General features: G+C 39.8%; 15 protein-coding genes. 10 read left to right on the plus strand and 5 right to left on the minus strand.

All coding sequences use genetic code 11. The features are described from left to right. The first annotated feature begins 136 nt into the window (after positions 1 to 136). Positions 137 to 2,161 carry an ATP-binding protein gene (locus P20495_RS16090; RefSeq protein WP_008134423.1) on the plus strand — a complete coding sequence of 675 codons (2,025 nt, stop codon included), beginning with the start codon at positions 137 to 139 and terminating at the stop codon, positions 2,159 to 2,161. 32 nt (positions 2,162 to 2,193) lie between these two features. Then, entirely contained in the window at positions 2,194 to 2,433 is a 240-nt protein-coding gene (locus P20495_RS16085) for a hypothetical protein (RefSeq protein ID WP_008134424.1), read from the plus strand. Positions 2,434 to 2,542: 109 nt separating this feature from the next. Here P20495_RS16085 and ahpF read toward each other — a convergent pair whose 3' ends face one another. Both ahpF and ahpC read right to left on the minus strand, forming a co-directional pair. Continuing rightward, positions 2,543 to 4,123: an alkyl hydroperoxide reductase subunit F gene (ahpF, locus tag P20495_RS16080; protein WP_008134425.1), complete on the minus strand. Its 1,581-nt coding sequence runs from the start codon at positions 4,121 to 4,123 to the stop codon at positions 2,543 to 2,545. A 155-nt stretch (positions 4,124 to 4,278) separates the two neighbouring features. Continuing rightward, positions 4,279 to 4,848 (minus strand): alkyl hydroperoxide reductase subunit C, encoded by a 570-nt coding sequence (ahpC, locus tag P20495_RS16075; protein ID WP_008134426.1) that lies wholly within the window; start codon positions 4,846 to 4,848, stop codon positions 4,279 to 4,281. Positions 4,849 to 5,126: 278 nt separating this feature from the next. On the opposite strand from ahpC, the gene P20495_RS16070 reads away from it, so the two are divergent. From P20495_RS16070 to P20495_RS16060, 3 genes are all read left to right on the plus strand, one after another. Beyond that, on the plus strand, positions 5,127 to 5,546 hold the full coding sequence (locus P20495_RS16070) for a DUF3429 domain-containing protein (protein WP_008134427.1): 420 nt from the start codon (positions 5,127 to 5,129) through the stop codon (positions 5,544 to 5,546). Between the two features lie 67 nt (positions 5,547 to 5,613). Beyond that, positions 5,614 to 6,015 carry a hypothetical protein gene (locus P20495_RS16065; protein ID WP_008134428.1) on the plus strand — a complete coding sequence of 134 codons (402 nt, stop codon included), beginning with the start codon at positions 5,614 to 5,616 and terminating at the stop codon, positions 6,013 to 6,015. A 3-nt stretch (positions 6,016 to 6,018) separates the two neighbouring features. Beyond that, positions 6,019 to 6,834 (plus strand): class I SAM-dependent methyltransferase, encoded by an 816-nt coding sequence (locus P20495_RS16060; protein ID WP_008134429.1) that lies wholly within the window; start codon positions 6,019 to 6,021, stop codon positions 6,832 to 6,834. A 27-nt stretch (positions 6,835 to 6,861) separates the two neighbouring features. Here P20495_RS16060 and P20495_RS16055 read toward each other — a convergent pair whose 3' ends face one another. Further along, entirely contained in the window at positions 6,862 to 8,466 is a 1,605-nt protein-coding gene (locus tag P20495_RS16055) for a GMC family oxidoreductase (protein WP_008134430.1), read from the minus strand. A 101-nt stretch (positions 8,467 to 8,567) separates the two neighbouring features. Here P20495_RS16055 and P20495_RS16050 point away from each other — a divergent pair, with 101 nt between their 5' ends. The 4 genes from P20495_RS16050 (at position 8,568) to P20495_RS16035 (ending at position 12,930) form a co-directional block, all read left to right on the plus strand. Further along, positions 8,568 to 9,575 (plus strand): AraC family transcriptional regulator, encoded by a 1,008-nt coding sequence (locus P20495_RS16050; RefSeq protein ID WP_007375630.1) that lies wholly within the window; start codon positions 8,568 to 8,570, stop codon positions 9,573 to 9,575. A gap of 28 nt (positions 9,576 to 9,603) precedes the next feature. Then, positions 9,604 to 10,599: a Gfo/Idh/MocA family protein gene (locus P20495_RS16045; RefSeq protein ID WP_008134433.1), complete on the plus strand. Its 996-nt coding sequence runs from the start codon at positions 9,604 to 9,606 to the stop codon at positions 10,597 to 10,599. 442 nt (positions 10,600 to 11,041) lie between these two features. Further along, complete coding sequence (locus P20495_RS16040) at positions 11,042 to 11,782, plus strand: FadR/GntR family transcriptional regulator (protein WP_007375632.1); 741 nt, start codon at positions 11,042 to 11,044, stop codon at positions 11,780 to 11,782. A 284-nt stretch (positions 11,783 to 12,066) separates the two neighbouring features. After that, positions 12,067 to 12,930, plus strand: coding sequence for a DMT family transporter (locus P20495_RS16035; RefSeq protein WP_008134437.1), 864 nt, complete (start codon positions 12,067 to 12,069; stop codon positions 12,928 to 12,930). A 71-nt stretch (positions 12,931 to 13,001) separates the two neighbouring features. On the opposite strand, the gene P20495_RS16030 is transcribed toward P20495_RS16035, so the two are convergent. Together P20495_RS16030 and P20495_RS16025 are read right to left on the minus strand one after the other, a co-directional pair. Continuing rightward, the gene (locus P20495_RS16030) at positions 13,002 to 14,198 is read right to left on the minus strand and encodes an MFS transporter (protein ID WP_008134438.1); all 1,197 of its coding nucleotides are present in this window, start codon (positions 14,196 to 14,198) and stop codon (positions 13,002 to 13,004) included. A gap of 75 nt (positions 14,199 to 14,273) precedes the next feature. Then, a complete protein-coding gene (locus tag P20495_RS16025; protein ID WP_008134439.1) occupies positions 14,274 to 15,368 on the minus strand; it encodes an NADH:flavin oxidoreductase/NADH oxidase in 1,095 nt (364 codons plus the stop codon). Positions 15,369 to 15,846: 478 nt separating this feature from the next. On the opposite strand from P20495_RS16025, the gene P20495_RS16020 reads away from it, so the two are divergent. Beyond that, a complete protein-coding gene (locus P20495_RS16020) occupies positions 15,847 to 18,261 on the plus strand; it encodes a TonB-dependent receptor (RefSeq protein WP_008134440.1) in 2,415 nt (804 codons plus the stop codon). Positions 18,262 to 18,295: the final 34 nt, after the last annotated feature.

Raw genomic sequence — 18,295 nt, forward strand, 5'->3', positions numbered from 1 at the left:
CTCAAATTCAGTAAGAAATATTGAACAAGTACTACAAATAAAAGCTGAATAACGCTATCTTTAGTTAAGCTGCTTTACTAGCTAGTTCCATATCAAGATATTAATTAGATTCTAAAAAATTAAGGGATGTTTTCTATTGAATTTTCTTAGACGTTTTCACGATATAGTATCGGATCAAGACCTTAATTTTGACGATAAAACCCACCAGCTTCTAGAGTTCGGACTCGAGGTTTTTAACCTCGATTTAGCAATCATTAGCCGTGTTGAAAATAACTGTTATTCAGTGTTACATGCCATAACCCCTAATAACGAATTAAAAATAGGCACTCAATTTGATCTGGATGGCACCTACTGCGTACACACACTTGAGGCAGGTTCCGCACTTGCATTTCATAAAGTATCACAGAGCATAATTGCAGATCACCCATGCTATATTAATTTTCAGTTAGAATCGTACATTGGTGCACCTATAAAAGTAGGTAACAATGTATACGGTACTGTTAACTTCTCTTCTGCAACTGAATCACCAGTATTTTCAGACGACGCCTACGACTACATTGAGTTATTTGCACAATGGTTAGGGGCTGAATTTGCTCGCAGCATCACAAGAGAAGAACTCACTAAAAACAGTAATAGTTTATTGAAACTAGAAAGTGTAGCTAATATAGGCACGTGGGAAGTAGACTTAACTAATAATAATATTTATTGGAGTCAACAAACTAAACGCATCCATCAAGTTGACGAAAATTATCAACCAAAAATAGACTCTGCGCTTGAGTTTTATAAAGAAGGTCAAAGCAGAGATAGTATAACAAAAGCAGTCGAACTTGCCGTACAATCAGGTGAAAAGTGGCATTTAGAACTGGAGATAATCACAGCTAAAAAGCAACATATTTGGGTGTCAACTTTTGGCGAAGCTGAGTTTGATGACGGTATTTGCGTAAGACTTTTTGGCACATTTCAAGATGTGACAGAGTCAGTTACCCTCAGAGAAGAACTTAAAAATAAAAAGGCCGAAGCGGAACGATTACTTGACGATAGAAGCATGTTACTTGCAAAAATAAGTCATGAACTAAGAACACCGCTCAACGGTATAACAGGCATGCTAACCACATTAATAGATGAACAAAACGAAGAAAAACGGTCTGAAAAAATAAAAGTTGCATTACGCAGTGCCGACATTCTTCTGAGCATAATCAATGAAGTACTCGATTTTTCTAAAATCAATCATGGTGAATTGAAACTCGAACCAACCGATTTCTTACTTAAAACAATTTTTACTGATCTTACTTCCTTGTACTCCCCATTGTTTACAAATACTAATGTGGACTTAAAAGTTAGCAACAATATACCCGACCATTGCTGGGCTTATTCAGACAATACAAGATTAAGTCAAATAGTCTCTAACCTATTAAGTAATGCTTTAAAATTCACCGAGCAAGGGTCGGTAAAATTGCAAACATCAATAACTAAAGCGAGTAATCAATTCACTTTAAATATTGAAGTGCATGACACAGGCAGAGGCATGACAAGTGGGTTTTTAAAGTCATTATTTTCACCTTTCACTCAAGAAATCGACGCCAAAAACAGCAAAGGTGGAACAGGACTTGGCTTAGCAATAGTTAAAGAACTTGTAGAGTATATGGGCGGTACAATAAAAGTAGAGAGTGAGATAAATAAAGGCACTCATTTTTTACTGAGTATTCCAATTAAACCGGGCAAAGAACAAATACATCACTCAAGTAACATATCGCAAGTTAACCCTTATGCTTGCAAGCTTTCTGTTTTAGTTGTTGATGATAACGATATAAATAGATTAGTACTTGATGCATCATTAAATAAGTTTAGTGTGAGACCCGACTTTGCAGTTGATGGGCAAGACGCCATATTAAAGTGTCAGCAAAAACACTACGATCTTATTTTTATGGATTGTATTATGCCTATACTCGATGGCTTTGAGGCAACAAAACAACTGCGTTCAAAAAACATTTGCAGGCATGACTCAACTTATATTGTTGCCTTAACAGCTAATACATCAGCGCAAGATAAGCTAACATGCAAACAAGCTGGTATGGATATGTTTATCTCAAAACCATTTAAAATGCACTCATTAGAAATTGCGATTGCATCGGCTGCTGAGCGGCTGAAACTCAAACATTAATAAGAAAATATAATTGTATAAAGAATTCAACAATGAAAAATATATTTAGAACCGTACTGTTCGCTATATTAGCTGTAGTGCTATTCAAAGGTTTTTCAACTCAACAATGGCAGGCATTAATTATTGTCATTGTGGGGATCAGTATTTTACTACTCTCAACTTTTGTTACAAAGGCTAAATCTACTACAGGCTCGTCAATTTATGTAAGCGGTGGCACGTCTCATACGGATAGCAATTGCGGCGGTGTTGATTCTGGTGGTCGCTGCGATTAAATCGCATGTTAATTTTTAAGTATAAAAAAGCCGCCTTTGGAGTAGGGCGGCTTGGGTGAACAAACAGCTAAGGGTGAACGCTGTTATATCAAGAGAGATTTCTGGTTAACTAAGCAGCGCTTTGATCTTGTTCGGTTTCATCGCTGTGGCGAATTAAATAATCAAATGCACCTAAACTTGCTGTTGCACCGCTGCCCATTGCAATAATAATTTGTTTAAACGGAGTGTTGGTTGCATCCCCCGCGCCGTAAATGCCTGGTAATGACGTTGCGCCTTTAGCATCAATCAGTATTTCACCAAATTCACTTAATTCAAGGTCGCTGTCTTTTAACCACTCGGTATTTGGTATTAAGCCTATTTGTACAAATATACCGGCAAGTTCAAGCTCTTTGCTCTCCCCAGTCACTCTATCTGTGAACATTAAGCCTGTTACTTTTTTACCATCACCAAGTACTTCGGTTGTTTGTGCACTTTTGATAATAGTAATATTAGCCATACTTTTAGCTTTACGAATAAGCACTTCATCAGCTCGTAATGTGTCTGCAAATTCAAGTACCGTAACGCTTTGCACAATATTGGCTAAATCGATTGCCGCTTCTATACCTGAATTACCACCGCCAATTACAGCAACAGGTTTGCCTTTAAACAAAGGGCCGTCGCAATGTGGGCAATATGCCACACCGTGGCCGCGATATTCTTGCTCACCTGGTACGTTCATTTCGCGCCAGCGTGCACCAGTTGCAAGTACGAGCGATTTAGCTTTAAGTACTGCGCCATTTTCTAGTGTAATTTCGTAACCATTGTTATAACCAAGTGCCGCTGCACGCTGATTATGCATTACATCTACATCGTATTCTTTAACGTGCTCTTCAAGCTGAGCAACCAATTTAGGCCCTTCAGTCGCCTTTATTGAAATAAAGTTCTCTATTGCTAATGTATCGGCAACTTGTCCACCAAATCTGTCGGCAACAATGCCTGTATTTAACCCTTTTCGCGCTGAGTAAATAGCAGCCGATGCGCCCGCAGGCCCACCACCGATGACAAGTACATCAAATTTATCTTTTTTACTTAGCGATTCAGCTTGGCGCTGTGCCCCTTTGCTATCTACTTTATTGAGTATGTCGGTAAGGCTTAGTGCACCTTGGCTAAATGGTTCGCCATTTAAATATACAGCCGGTACAGCTAAAATATTTCGCTCTTCTACTTCATCTTGAAATAATGCGCCATCAATCATGGTGGCTTTAATATTACTGTTTGTCGCAGCCATAGTGTTAAGTGCTTGCACGACTTGCGGGCACGTTTGGCAACTTAGACTTATGTATACTTCAAAGTTTAGCTCTTGAGTAAGCGATTGTATTTGATCAATGTCTTCGCTTTTAGCTTTACTTGCGTGTCCGCCAGTATGCAAAAGTGCTAACACTAAACTTGTGAATTCGTGACCCATAGGTACGCCTGCAAACGTAATATGAGTGTTTGTAATAGGTGAATGTACAACCATTGATGGGCGACGCGCGCTTTTATCAGGATTGTTTATTACCGTAAATTTATCGCTTAGTGAGGCTAAATCGTTTGCTAAGCTTTCTACCTCTGCTGATTTTTTGCTGTCATCCAAGGCAATAAGCAGCTCAACAGGTTGAGTAAGCGATTCGAAATGGCTTTTTAATTGATTTTTTATGTTGTTATCTAACATGGCTTAACCCTTTTAGGAAAATTTAAACAGCAAGCCTCCCAAGCCAAATAATGCATGTGCTTAAACAAATATATTGATATAGGAGGCATCAACAAGCGTACGTTTGTTGATTTAAGGGCAGTTACCTGCCCTTACTTGATTGGAAAATCAGGTAGTTAGATTTTACCAACTAGGTCTAGTGAAGGTGCAAGTGTGTCTTCACCTGGCTGCCAAGATGCAGGACAAACTTCACCGTCGTGAGTTGCAATGTATTGTGCAGCTTGTACTTTACGAACAAGTTCTTTAGCGCTACGGCCAATTCCTAAATCGTGAGTTTCGATAATTTTAATTTCGCCCTCTGGGTTCATTACAAATGTACCGCGAAGTGCTAAGCCTTCTTCTTCAATCATTACACCAAAGCTGCGTGTAATACGTCCTGTTGGGTCGCCAATCATTGGGTAAGTAATTTTACCAATTGTGTCTGACGTGTCGTGCCATGCTTTATGAGTAAAATGAGTGTCAGTAGATACTGAGTAAACCTCTACGCCCATTTCTTGAAGTTGTGCGTAATGATCTGCAACATCACCAAGTTCAGTAGGACATACAAATGTAAAATCAGCTGGGTAAAAGAAGAAGATTGACCATTTACCTAGAACATCTTTTTCAGACAATTCTACAAAGTCACCGTTGTGGTAAGCGGTTGCATTGAATGGTTGTAATTTTGTGTTGATTAATGAAGTGCTCATGGTATTCCTCATTTATATTTAAGTAGAATTAAAGTTACTCAACGCAGCCGTAATATGTGGCCTCTTGCGTTGGCTTGATTAGTACAATAAGGGCAATGGGAAATTAAATAAAATTGATTGTTTAGATTAAACCAATCGATTTTTAAGATTGAACTATATAATCTCTTTTATCGTAAGCATTATTTGGACTGTAGATACTGGCGAATTATTAAGATAGCTAATCGCAATACTGCTACAATACCCACGCTTTTAATCACACAAATACAAGGCATACTATTATGGAAAAATTTATCAACCACATTCAATTAGGTTACTTAGGCTTAATACCATTTTTAGGCTGCGTGGGTTGGCCGCTTGTGTTTGGTAGTAACAGTATTAACTTAGAATTTTTCACTTTTTATAGCATTGCTATATTAGCATTTATGGCAGGTAACCTATGGCGAGCGGGTGAGCAAAGCTATAGCGATGCAGTAAAAGCCGTACTACCGGTTATTCCTGTGCCATTTTTAGCCTTTGTAACTGTTGAGTGGGCACTGGGTTGGTTAGCTATAAGTTTTTGGCTTGTGCTACTTTTTGAAAAAGCGACTGCGCAATGGCAAACCTACCACAAGGATTACCAAAAAATGCGTGTTGTACTCACCTCTGTTGTGTTTGTTTGTCACATTCTGACTATTGGTATGAGTATTTACCCTAAATAACAGCTGTAAACTTAAATATTGTTCGGTAATAAGGTAATATCCGCGCACTGCTATTTGAGGACACACCATGATTGACCAACTACGCCAACAACTCGATGAACTAGGCGAAAACTACGTAGAGAAAAACGCTGCATTTAAAATCAAAGTGATCCCTTTTTTTTGTGCTATTCGCATTAAAAAAGATCATAAAAGTGAAGGTCGTTTAAGCTTTTATTCAAGTCAATTACTCGAAATATTTTTAGTCGTCTTATTTTTGCTATTCGGTTTAACACTTTACGATACAGATGCAGGATTTACTCATGGCCCTATTCATATTGCCTTTGCTGTTTTAATTACTTTTAATCTTATTATTAAACAAATCGCAATCGAAGGGTTAAAAACCAGACTTGCGTTTCATCGTTTACTAGCAAAAGACTCACAAACAAATAGCGATATAAATAATACTGCTACAAACATAAACGCTAAATAAAATATGTACTTAAATCCTCAATGGCGAATACTCACCGTAGGCGATGGCGATTTATCGTTTTCGAATGCTATTTACACTCACCTATCGCCAAAAGCTTTAGTTGCATCTACTTTCGATGACCAGACCACAATTGAGCAAAAGTACCAGCACAATGCACTTAGCAATTTAAAAGCGCACAACGTTGAGGTACTTAATAGTTTTGACGTAACAAACCCTGCGTGTTGGCAAGCTCTAAGTGAAAGCAAGCACAGCTTTGATGTGGTTATTTTTCAGTTTCCACTCATACCTGCGTTTGTTGGCCGTGAAGCGTTTGAAAACAACACGCGCAAAACCAGCATGAATGTACTTAACCGCGCTTTACTGCACCAGTTTATTAAATACGCTAACGAATACGCGCTTGATAAAAATGGTCCAATGCTGTGCTACATCACCTCAAAGGATGTAAAACCCTATCGCGAATGGAATATAGAAGGCAGTTTAAATACTCATCTAAACATTGAGTATTGTGGGCAAATGCCTTTTGATATTAGCCGCTTTGAAGGTTATAAAATTCGTAATGTTGACCGCGATAAACACGTTAAAGACACCAGCGGTATAACTTACGTTTTCAGCCCAAAAAGTATCGATAAACATACTAGCGAATTAAGCTCACGTCTTACAAAGCCTACATACTTAACACCAAACCATTGCCCGCTTTGTCGCGTTGGCCCCTATATGGCAATTGAAGATGAAACTAAGCACATAAATGCTAAAAAACATCAGCAAATGCTGCACCTTGAAAGCGATTGGCAACAATGGCTAAATGAGTTTTATAGCTAATTAATAGCCCTACTGCAGTTTATTTAATTACACCTTTTCGTGTTTAATTAAATCAGCCGCTTTTTCAGCAATCGCAATTACCGGTGCATTTGTGTTGCCGGTAATAATGGTAGGCATAATCGACGCATCGACTACGCGTAAGTTACTTACCCCGTGCACTCGCAAATTAGTATCCACCACTGCCATTGGATCTTGCCCCATTTTACATGTCCCTACTGGGTGATATTCGGTATCTGCAGTTTGGCGTATAAACTCAATTAGCTGATCATCATTATTTATATCAAGCGGGTAGACCATTTTACCGCGTATGTTATCAAAAGCTTTGCTTTGCATAATAGCGAGTGTTTTTTTAAGGCCTGCAAGCATTGCTGTTAAGTCATCTGGATGGCTTAAGTAATTAGGGTCGATAAGCGGTGCACTACGCGGGTTGTTATCAGCTAACGTAATCGTGCCTCGGCTTTTAGGACGCATAATACTGCTGTGAATACTGTAACCATGCCCAGTGTGTAATTTACGACTATGATCGTCCACCAGCCCAATAACAAATTCTAATTGCACATCTGGCGCTGGCGAGTCTTCAAATAATTTAATAAACGCATGCGACTCTGCAAAATTACTGGTTAAACGCCCTTGTCGTTTACAAAACCAATCTACACAACCTTTTAAAATATGTCCTATACCTAACGGGCTCATCCCAAACGTGCCTTTATTGTATTTGGCTTTAAATAATGGCACCACGGTTAAATGATCTTGTAAATTATTACCGACTCCCTCAAGCGGCACAGCAACGTCAATATTATGCGCTTTTAAGTGATTTTTTGGCCCAATGCCTGAAAGCATCAATATTTGCGGAGAGTTAATAGCACCTGCGCTTAATATTACTTCTTTACGTGCGAGCAAATTAATAACCTGCTTATTGCACTCTATTTGCACGCCTTTCGCTGTGTTATTTTTTATATTTATTTTATTAACATGGCTATTGGTTAATACAGTTAAATTTGGGCGGTTTAAATACGGTGTTAAATATGCCTTTGCTGCACTACACCGCTCGCCATTATGCTGCGTTACTTGCGATAAACGTGCACCGTTTTGTTCTTCGCCATTTATATCATCGCTTAAATTAACGCCCTGCTCAGCACAGGCATTTAAAAAGTATTGATTGACATGGCTTGGGCTATTTAGCTCTTGTATATGCAGTGGGCCTTTTGTACCGTGAAGATCATTATTTATAAACGTTTTATTGTTTTCAGCTTTAATAAAATATGGGAGTAAACTCTCAAAATCCCAACCAGTATTGCCACTAGCCGCCCATTGGTCGTAATCGTATTTATTACCTCGAATATAAACCATTGCATTAGTCGAACTTGACCCACCCAATACTTTGCCTCTAGGTACAAAACCGCAACGATTATTCAGCGCTTTTTGCACTACTGTATTGTAATGCCAACTATTAATACCATAAGGCACACTCGCCGCAATTCCCGCTGGCATTTGAACAAATGCGCTGTTATCACTTTTTCCTGCTTCAATTAAGCACACGCTTACATTTTTATCCTCTGACAAGCGCGATGCAATAACGCAACCGCCACTGCCAGCTCCAATAACAATGTAGTCAAATGCGGTGTTGTTCATGGTGTACCTTAATTAAAATTTAAACGGCTTTAATGGCAATAGTGCATAGAAAAACCCAGCAAAACTTGATATTTTTAGACACCGTTTATTTGAGGTTAACTATGAGCAGCCTAATTAGAGCTACGTCACTACAAGGTATAGATACCCTAATTAGAGAGTTTGGCGGCGATCCGTATATGATCATGCGAAGTAATAATATTAATATTGACTTTGAATGTCTGGAAAACCAATATTTGCCTTATCGTGCCTACGCCGAGGTATTAGAATACTGCGCCTGTAAATTTAATTGCCTCAGCTTTGGCCTTCAGCTTGCATGCAGGCAAAATTTTGATATTTTAGGACACGTTGCAATAGCAGCCAAAAACGGCACTAACTTAGGTGATGCGCTCAATTGGGTTGTTAAATACTTGCATTTACATAGCCCTGCACTGAGTTTAACGTCGCACCCTTTAGAGGATGAAAAAAGCTTATTTCTCTCATTCGAAATTAGCCTAAAACCCTTACCTAACATTAGCCAAGCGATTGAGCTTACCATTGGTTTAGCACTCGCTATTATAAAAAAGCTGAGCAATAACCGCTGTAAACCAATGAATGTATTTTTGCCACAAAGATTAAGTGCTAACGCTCGCGCTTATAACGCTTATTTTGGCTGTGACGTTATAGAACACCGTAATAGCGCCGGCATTGTAATAGTGAAAAGCGACTTGGCACTTAAGCTTGAACAATCAGAGCTAAATAAGGTACAAGCTGCGCTGAGTTTTTTAGCCAAAAATGCAGAGCACACGCAATCATTACCCAACCAAGTCAGTGCGTTAATAAGGCCAATGTTGCCTATTTATCAATGCAGTAACCAAACTATTTCTGCTGCGCTGGGTATGCACCCTCGCACCCTACACCGAGAACTTGCAAAACATAATACGAGCTTTGTAAAACTAAAAGATGCCACTCGCCGCGCTTTAGCTGCTCATTACTTAGCGCAGAACCAATATACAATATCAACCATATCTGAGCTTTTAGGGTATCAGGAGCAAGCAACATTATGTGCTAATGTTAAACGCTGGTTTGGGTGTTCTCCTCGTACATACAGGGCTAAAAAAGTGATAGACTAAGCGCTCTTATATTTTCTAAGGAGCGGGTATGAACTTTGTTATTGTTGGCACCAATTTTATTAGCGACACATTGTTAGCCGCTGCAAATACGTTAAACGATTTTAATTTGTACGCAGTGTGCTCGCGTGCAGTATCAAGCGGCGAAGCGTTTTTAGCCAAACACCCACAAAATGCCCAAGCTAAAATTTTCACCTCAATCGAGCAAGTTTGCCAAGATCACAATGTCGATGCTGTCTACATAGCCGCCCCTAACAGCTTACACAAACAATATGCCGTTATGTGCCTAGAAGCGGGTAAACATGTCCTTGGCGAAAAACCATCAGCAGCCAATTCTAAAGAGCTTGCAAGCATTATAGCTACAGCAAAAAAGCATCAGCGCCTTTACATGGAAGCCATGATGACCACTCACTTGCCTAACTTTGCACGGCTGCAACAGGCAATGGTAAAAATTGGCACACCACGTAAATACATTGGGCAATATAGTCAATATTCATCTCGCTACGATAAGTACAAAAATGGCGAACGGCCAAATACATTTTTACCTGAGTTTGCTAATGGTGCACTGGTTGACTTAGGTATCTATCCGCTTTATTTACTCATTGCACTTTGGGGCGCACCAAAAAGCGTGAGTGCCAGTGGCGTATTGCTTGATACAGGTGTAGATGGTGCGGGCGATGTATTACTAAATTACGCAGATAAACAAGCTGTTATTAGTTACTCCAAAATATCGCAAGGCGACAACATAACCGAAATACAAGGCGAACTTGGCCGTATTCGTATCGAAGCCGTATCACAACTTAAAAAAATAGAGTTTATTGCTAACAATGGAGAGCGTGAGTTAATGTCTATCGCATTTGACGAGCACTTTATGAAATTTGAAGTTGAGCATTTTATGCAAATGGTTAGTCAAAAAAAGTTACAATCGGACATTAACACACATCAATTAGCACGTAATGTGATGGCAGTACTTGACGAGGCCCGTAAACAATTAGGGGTTATTTACCCAAACGACACGGTATCCTAAAGATCTAAAAATAAATGTGGGCGTTAACCAACGACAATTAACGCCCACAGTAATTTATTTTGTAATATGACTTAGCTACCAATATTACCTAAGCCAGAGCGACCCCCTTCCATGGGCAATCAATTTGGCTTAAATTACTTTTTACAATTGTTGCTAATGGCACATGCACTTTGAATATGTAAATTATTTGTTTCAAAAAAGTACGATGCAAAACTATCACAGCAAAACCTACCAATCAAGATTACCAATTATTTATTTTAAATTAAATTGGTAATACATGTAAAAATTACCAATAATGTACTATGATTTTAGTTATAATATGACTTTGCAATTTTGACATAGTGGTTAACTTTACGGTAACCTTTGGTCTTAACATTTGGTCTACGCTTTAAGTTTTACAAGATCTAGCGCGTACAGTCCTTAAGGTATATAAAGGTAAAATATGGGAAATCGTCGCTTATTTTGGCGCATCGTTGATAAGGTTGAGTCTTTAATAAACCAAGGTGAATTTTCTGCTGGCATGCGTTTGCCGCCAGAAAGAGAACTAGCAGAGATGTTCGACGTTAGCCGCCCTACAATTAGAGAAGCTATTATCGCATTAGAAGTGCGCGGTCGTGTTGAAGTAAAAACGGGTTCCGGTGTTTACGTAGTAGAAAGCCTCGACGCACCAATTAAATCCCAAGAAATCAGTGCTTTTGAACTAACTCAAGCCCGTGCACTCATCGAAGGTGAAATTGCAGCTTTAGCAGCGTTAAGTATTACAGAACAAGAACTTGAAAAACTAAACAAGACGCTTGAAGCCATGCAAGAAGGCTTATATGTTGAGCAAGCAGACAGAGAATTTCATGAAATAATAGCACGTGCAACGCGCAACAAAGCGCTTGAATTTGCCGTCGCTAATTTATGGGATTTACGCTTAACTAATGCACAAATTGTAACTGATTACAGTAGCGTATGTGCTAATAACAACGAATGCGTAATGGACGAACATACTGCTATTTATAATGCATTAAAGCAACATGATGCAAATGCTGCTCGTGCAGCAATGCATCAACATTTTAATCGACTCATTAACGCGTTATTTGATGCCGTTGAGTCGCGCGCTTTAGAAGAAGTGAAACGTAAAAATAGCGAAAAACGAGGCCTCTACTCTTTAGATGGCTTAGTAAAAAGCGCTCATTAATACAATGAAAAGCTAGCACTCGTCCTGATTGCTAGCTTTTTCTGCTCTTTAGTAATAAAAATACCACTTAAATTTAGAATAACCCTCCTTACTTTTGAACATAAAACCTTACGTATAAATATAAAAAAAGATACTATGCCTGCCATTCAACTGGTTGTAATACCAATCTGCTTGTATAGGATCTATTTGACGATAAGAAAATCACGCTAGAACTAGGCAAAAATTTTTGTATCTAGTTGTTCTAAATGAAAGATTTATGCAGATTGGTATAATTAAGGAGTATTATGCAAGCATCTTCAAAAAGTTATTTACTGGCTATCGTGTGTGTGCTGCTTGCCATGATGACCATTCAAACGGGCGCGTCGTTTGCAAAACAGCTTTTTCCGATTGTTGGCCCTGAAGGTACAACCGCCCTTAGGCTTGGTTTTTCTGCATTTATACTTTGCTTAGTGTTTAAACCTTGGAAACACTTACCCACGTCGGGTAATCGTATTCCTATAATTGTGTATGGTTTAAGTTTAGGCGGCATGAACATTTTGTTTTATTACGCCATTGAACGCATTCCACTAGGCATTGGTGTAGCGCTTGAATTTACAGGTCCGCTTGCTGTTGCCTTGTTTTCCTCTCGCCGTAAACGTGACTTGTTTTGGGTTGCCTGTGCTATTATCGGTATTTTGCTTTTGCTTCCAAATATGAGCGGCCAAGACAGCCTTGATCCATTAGGTGTAGCCCTTGCGCTTGGTGCTGGTGCGTGTTGGGCAGGTTATATATTATTTGGTAAAAAAACAGGCACACAAAGCTCTGGTGGAGCCACTGTCGCATTGGGAATGACCGTTGCCGCTATAGTGCTAGTGCCTTACGGCGGCATTATGCAAAGCGCCGCGTTTACGTGGGAAATTATCCCACTGGGTATTGGTATTGCTATTTTATCAAGCGCACTGCCTTACACACTTGAAATGGTTGCACTGCGTAACATGCCTTCACAAGGGTTTAGCGTAATGATGAGTTTAGAGCCTGCAATTGCCTCGCTCGCAGGGTTTATTATACTGGGTGAATTGCTTACTTTATGGCAGTGGCTCGCTATTTTACTTGTAATTATTGCATCTGTTGGTAGCTCTTTTTCAAACGCAAAAAAACAAACTACTTAATTAACTACCAAATAACCTAAATAAAGTCACCACGCAACATGGTGACTTTATTGTGCTCTTTACAGTGATTTTTAACTCACAGCCTTACTTTGCTTTTTAGTTGTAACCAAATAACCAATCAACGAAATAAGCGGCATGCCGGTAGCCACCAGTGCAATACCAGTCCAACCGCCCGCTTCATATAATGGGCTGGCAATAAGCGAGCCTACTGCGCCACCTACAAATATACTCGTCATGTAAATAGCGTTTAAGCGCGCACGGCTTTGTGGCTCTAGTGCGTACACTGCACGTTGCCCCAATACCATATTGGCCTGCACAGCAAAATCAATAAATACACCGGTTAACGCCAATACTATAATGCCGTAAGGTAACTCAAATAAGCTTGGTAAAAAGCACAGTGCTGCAATAAGTTTGGCCAGTAACGATACCTGATGCGTATAACCTTTATCAGCCAAACGCCCAACAATGGGGGCAGCTACTGCACCTGCGGCGCCCACTAGTGCAAACAATGCTATTTCTGATTGGGATAAACCATACTCACGGGCAAGCACAACCGGTACGCTTGTCCAAAATAAACTGAACGATGCAAACATTAACGCTTGAAAAAGTGAACGTTGGCGTAGCACTGGCTGGCTTATCATTAACTGCTTAAGCGATTTTAATAACTTAAAATACGTGGTTTTATGGGTAGGTTGCCTACTTGGAATAGCAAAATAAATTACGCCTGCAATAAACACCATGCACCCTGCTGCAAAGTAAAATACAGCGCGCCAACCAAAGTGATCGGCTATTAGGCTCGATACCGGTCTTGCTAGCAAAATACCTAACAACAAACCCGCCATAATATTGCCAAGAACTTGTCCGCGTTTTTCGTCAGACGATAAATGCGCAGCAAGCGGAATAAGCACCTGAACAGAAACCGAACTTATACCTATCATCAAACACAAAATAAGCATTACATTGGGTGAATCAGCAAGTGCCGTACCCACTAAACTCAAAAACGACACAGTAAGAGTGACCAGCATGAGCTTTTTATTTTCAATTAAGTCAGCTAATGGCACTAAAAAAAATAACCCCAAAGCATAGCCTATTTGTGTAAGCGATACGATAAGGCTAGCACTGCGTGAACTTAATCCAACTTCTGGGGCAAGTAACTCAATAATAGGTTGAGCGTAGTAAATATTGGCAACAATAAGACCGCAACACAAAGCAATAATAGTAACGAGTGTATTGCTAAATGGTTGCGCTGAAACGCCTGTTTGGGTCATGTGTGTCTCTACTTTATAAAAATAATAAAATCCAACCAGCAAGCGCGGGTTGGGTTTTTACAAAAAAACTAAACTTTATTTTATTGGTGATGGCTGCCCATGTGGGCTTGAACGTAAATACTGTTTAGGTGCAGTTACTGTAGCGCCAAGCTCTGCAGCTGCATGCCACGGCCAATGCGGGTTATATAAAATGCCACGCGCCAGCGCTACACCATCGGCTTGATGCTCACTAATAATATCTTCTGCTTGTTGCGCCTGTGTAATTAAACCCACCGCTATAACAGGCATTTTAACCGCTTCTTTTATGGCTGTTGCAAACGGTACCTGGAAATTAGGTTTAACTGGTATTTGTTGCTCTGGGCTTAGGCCCGCCGTACTTACATGAATAAAGTCACAACCGAGTTCATCAAGCGCTTTACTAAGCACTATCGATTGCTCTAAATCCCAGCCACCTTCAACCCAATCAGTTGCCGAAATACGCACACCCACTGCTTTATTACTGGGGAATACCGCTCTTACCGCTTTAAAAACATCAAGCAATAAGCGCATTCTGTTTTCTAGGCTACCACCGTAGTTGTCGTCGCGCTTGTTTGAAAGTGGCGACAAAAACTGGTGTAACAGGTAACCGTGCGCACCATGCAGCTCGATTAAATCAAGGCCGAGTTCATCAGCGCGTTTAGCTGCACTGACAAAGTCTTTAATTAGTGAATCTATGTCAGATTGGCTCATTGCTTTTGGTACTGGGCTTTTATCGTCGTACCCAATTGCCGAAGGTGCGACGGTTTGCCAGCCATTGACATCATCAGGTGCAATGGCATCGCCACCGTCCCATGGTTTTTTAGTTGAAGCTTTACGCCCAGCATGCGCTAACTGAATACCAATAGGCATAGGGCTGTATTGCCTTACTGCTTTTAGGCTTTTGCCTAGTGCTTGCTGGGTTTCATTATTCCAAAGCCCTAAATCGCCGTAGCTAATACGCCCCTCTGGGTTTACTGCTGTTGCCTCTAAAATAAGTAATCCTGCACCACTTAAACTCAATTGGCCTAAATGAATAGTATGCCAATCGCTAGCAGCGCCATTATTGGCTGAATACTGGCACATAGGGGCAATAATAATACGGTTATCTAGTGTTACTTGCCCAAGTGATAAAGGCGAAAATAGTTGGCTCATTGTTAATCCTTAAAAACACGCACAAAAAAGTGCGGACAAAATAAAAAAGAGAATACGAAGCGGCAATCAAACACGCTCACTCAATAACTTAAACTGTCACTAGTAATGGCGACTTAACATTCTTAATGGGGATCAAAATACACTTTAATAGTGCTAATAAAAGTATAAGTAATGACATTATGAAATATTAATTTTAATGTAATAATTTGTTTAACGAGCACGTCATAACACCATCTTAAAAATATGAATGACTATTTACCTTTAAACAAGGGTTTAATTTTTAACCTAACTGTACCTAATAGCACTAAGCTATTGCTTATATTGCCTATTAGCTAAATAAAAACCCCACACATAAACCATATTTATTCTATAAAAGTGAATTAAAATTCAATTTAAATATTCCAAGCTACTTCACTCCCTGATAAACTGCTTAACTTAATTTACTAATGTAAAACATTTGAACTGGGGATCACTTTTTATGTTTAAACCAAGCTTGTTAACCTTGGCTATTTCGAGCGCTATTTCTAGCGTATTTTTATTGCCTAATGCCGCACTTGCTCAAGAAGAAGTTGCAGCTAAAAACAAATCACTCGAAGTAATCGAAGTTACAGCAACAAGGCGCAGCGGCTCGGTGCAAAATGCACCGCTAAATATTACAGCCCTTGATGCTGATATAATGAAAGATCAAAATATCAGTGAGCTTGCGGATGTAGCGCGCTGGGTACCTGGTTTAACAATTACCGATCAAGGTGGCCGCTCAGGCTCGCCTATTATTGTTCGTGGTTTAAATACAAACTCGTCTGGTCCATCATCAGATGGCGGCACAGTATCTACTTACATTAACGAAATTCCGGTTTCGGTAGATATGCGCCTGGTAGATATTGAGCGTGTTGAAGTATTAATTGGGCCACAAGGCACGCTTTATGGTGCAGGCACATTGGGCGGTGCAATCCGTTATATGCTTAAACAACCTGAGCTTGATTTTACATCGTTTGAAGTATACGGCGACCTATTTCAAACAAAAGAAAGTGACTCTTTAGGTGGCGAAGGCGGTTTTATATTTAACCTTCCTATTATCGAAGATAAATTAGCAGTTCGCGCCAGCTTAAACGTATATGAAGACCCTGGTTTTATCGATTACGGCTATGTAGTGCGTGAATCTGGCGTATCGTTGCCAGATCCAGATTGGAGCGATAGCTCAGCAGTTAATAACAACCTTAAAAATGTAAAAGACGCCAACGGCGAAACCACCACTACTGGTCGTATTTCTGTTCGCTTTAAACCAAATGAATCGTTTGAAGGTACGCTTAACTACTTTTACCAAAACCAAGACAGCGAAGGCCGCTCGATTGTTCATTACAACAGCCTTAATGCAAACAACGGTTTAAGCGACGTAATAGGTAAATACGAATCGGCTTATCGCTTTGAAGAGCCGCGCGAGAAAAAAGATCAATTACTAAGCCTTGAACTAAAAGCCGATTTAGGTTTTGCTGAGCTAGTATCGGCAACGGGTATTTCGAGCTTTGATGCCGACGGTCAACGCGATCAAACCGATTTACTTATTCGCCTAGATTACGGCTATGAAGAATTTCCATCGTTTTCAGCCTTTACCCGCGAGATTGAAGAAGAAGACACCTTCACCCAAGAGCTGCGTTTAGTATCGCAAGGCGATAGCGACTTTAACTGGATTGTGGGTGGCTTTTACAACAAAACAGAAACGGATGCTTCTAGTAAAGAATTTACGCCTGGCTTTGGTGACTTTGCAGTAGAAAACTTTGGCGCTTCGCAGTCTCGCCCAGATCAACTTGAGTACTTCTCGGTAGATCGTACCGAAATAACAGAATCAGCTTTATTTGGCGAAATAGGCTACCAAGTAACAGAAAAATTAGACGTAACTTTAGGTATGCGTTTATACCAATACGACGTTGAATCTGAGTCAGCTGTAGATTTTCCATTATTTAATACCTTATTTGATGACGCAGCACCTGATGCTATTTCATTAAACTTTGAAAAAAATAAAGCTGACGATAACGGCAGCCTCTTTAAGTTTAATGCTAAATACCAATTCACAAATTCAGTCATGGGCTATGTAACGGTAAGTGAAGGATTTAGAATCGGCGGTTCAAATGGTTTAGCACCGTGTCCTGATCCATTACCAGCTAACCAAGCAGGTTGTGGTAGTCCAGAAGAAATGCTTTACGATGCCGATACAACAACAAACTACGAGTTAGGCTTTAAAAGCACCTGGTTTAGAAGCCAACTTCACTTTAACGCCGCGCTATTTAACGTAGATTGGGATGATGCACAAATTGCAGGCGCTACTGATGTAGGCCAACTACCGTACTTATCTAACGCAGGTAGCGCAAATGCAAAAGGGATTGAAATTTCAACCCGTGCCATTTTATCTGACTCGTTTTCAGTTTACGCAACTTATGCCTACACAAAAGCAGAACTAACATCAGACGCACCATTTTTATTTAATGCCGATGGTACCGATGGCGCAGAAGACGGCGACCGTTTACCAGGCTCACCTGAAAATCAATTTTCGATGGGTGTAAACTATCAAACAGACGTGTTTAACGACAAAACGCTTGATATTAACTACGGTTTAACTGCGCAAAGCGACGTGCTTTCAAGAGTAGGTCTTCGTGATAACGGAGAAACACTACCAGGTTACAGCTTAAGTAATATATCGGCTAAATTAACAGCTGATGCATGGTCAACTACCCTATATGTTGATAACCTATTCAACAAATACGCGGTTACATCCGTTCGTCGTTCAGATGCCGATATAACATCCGCTAATGGTGCCGACATACAACGTAACTACGGCCATTACATTAATCGCCCGCTTACGGTAGGTGTTAAATTTAACTACAAATTTGAAATATAATTTATAGTAATTTTTAAACAATGTTTTAAGGCTC

It is taken from the genome of Pseudoalteromonas sp. BSi20495 (genome assembly GCF_000241185.1).
Classification (GTDB): Bacteria; Pseudomonadota; Gammaproteobacteria; order Enterobacterales; family Alteromonadaceae; genus Pseudoalteromonas; species Pseudoalteromonas fuliginea.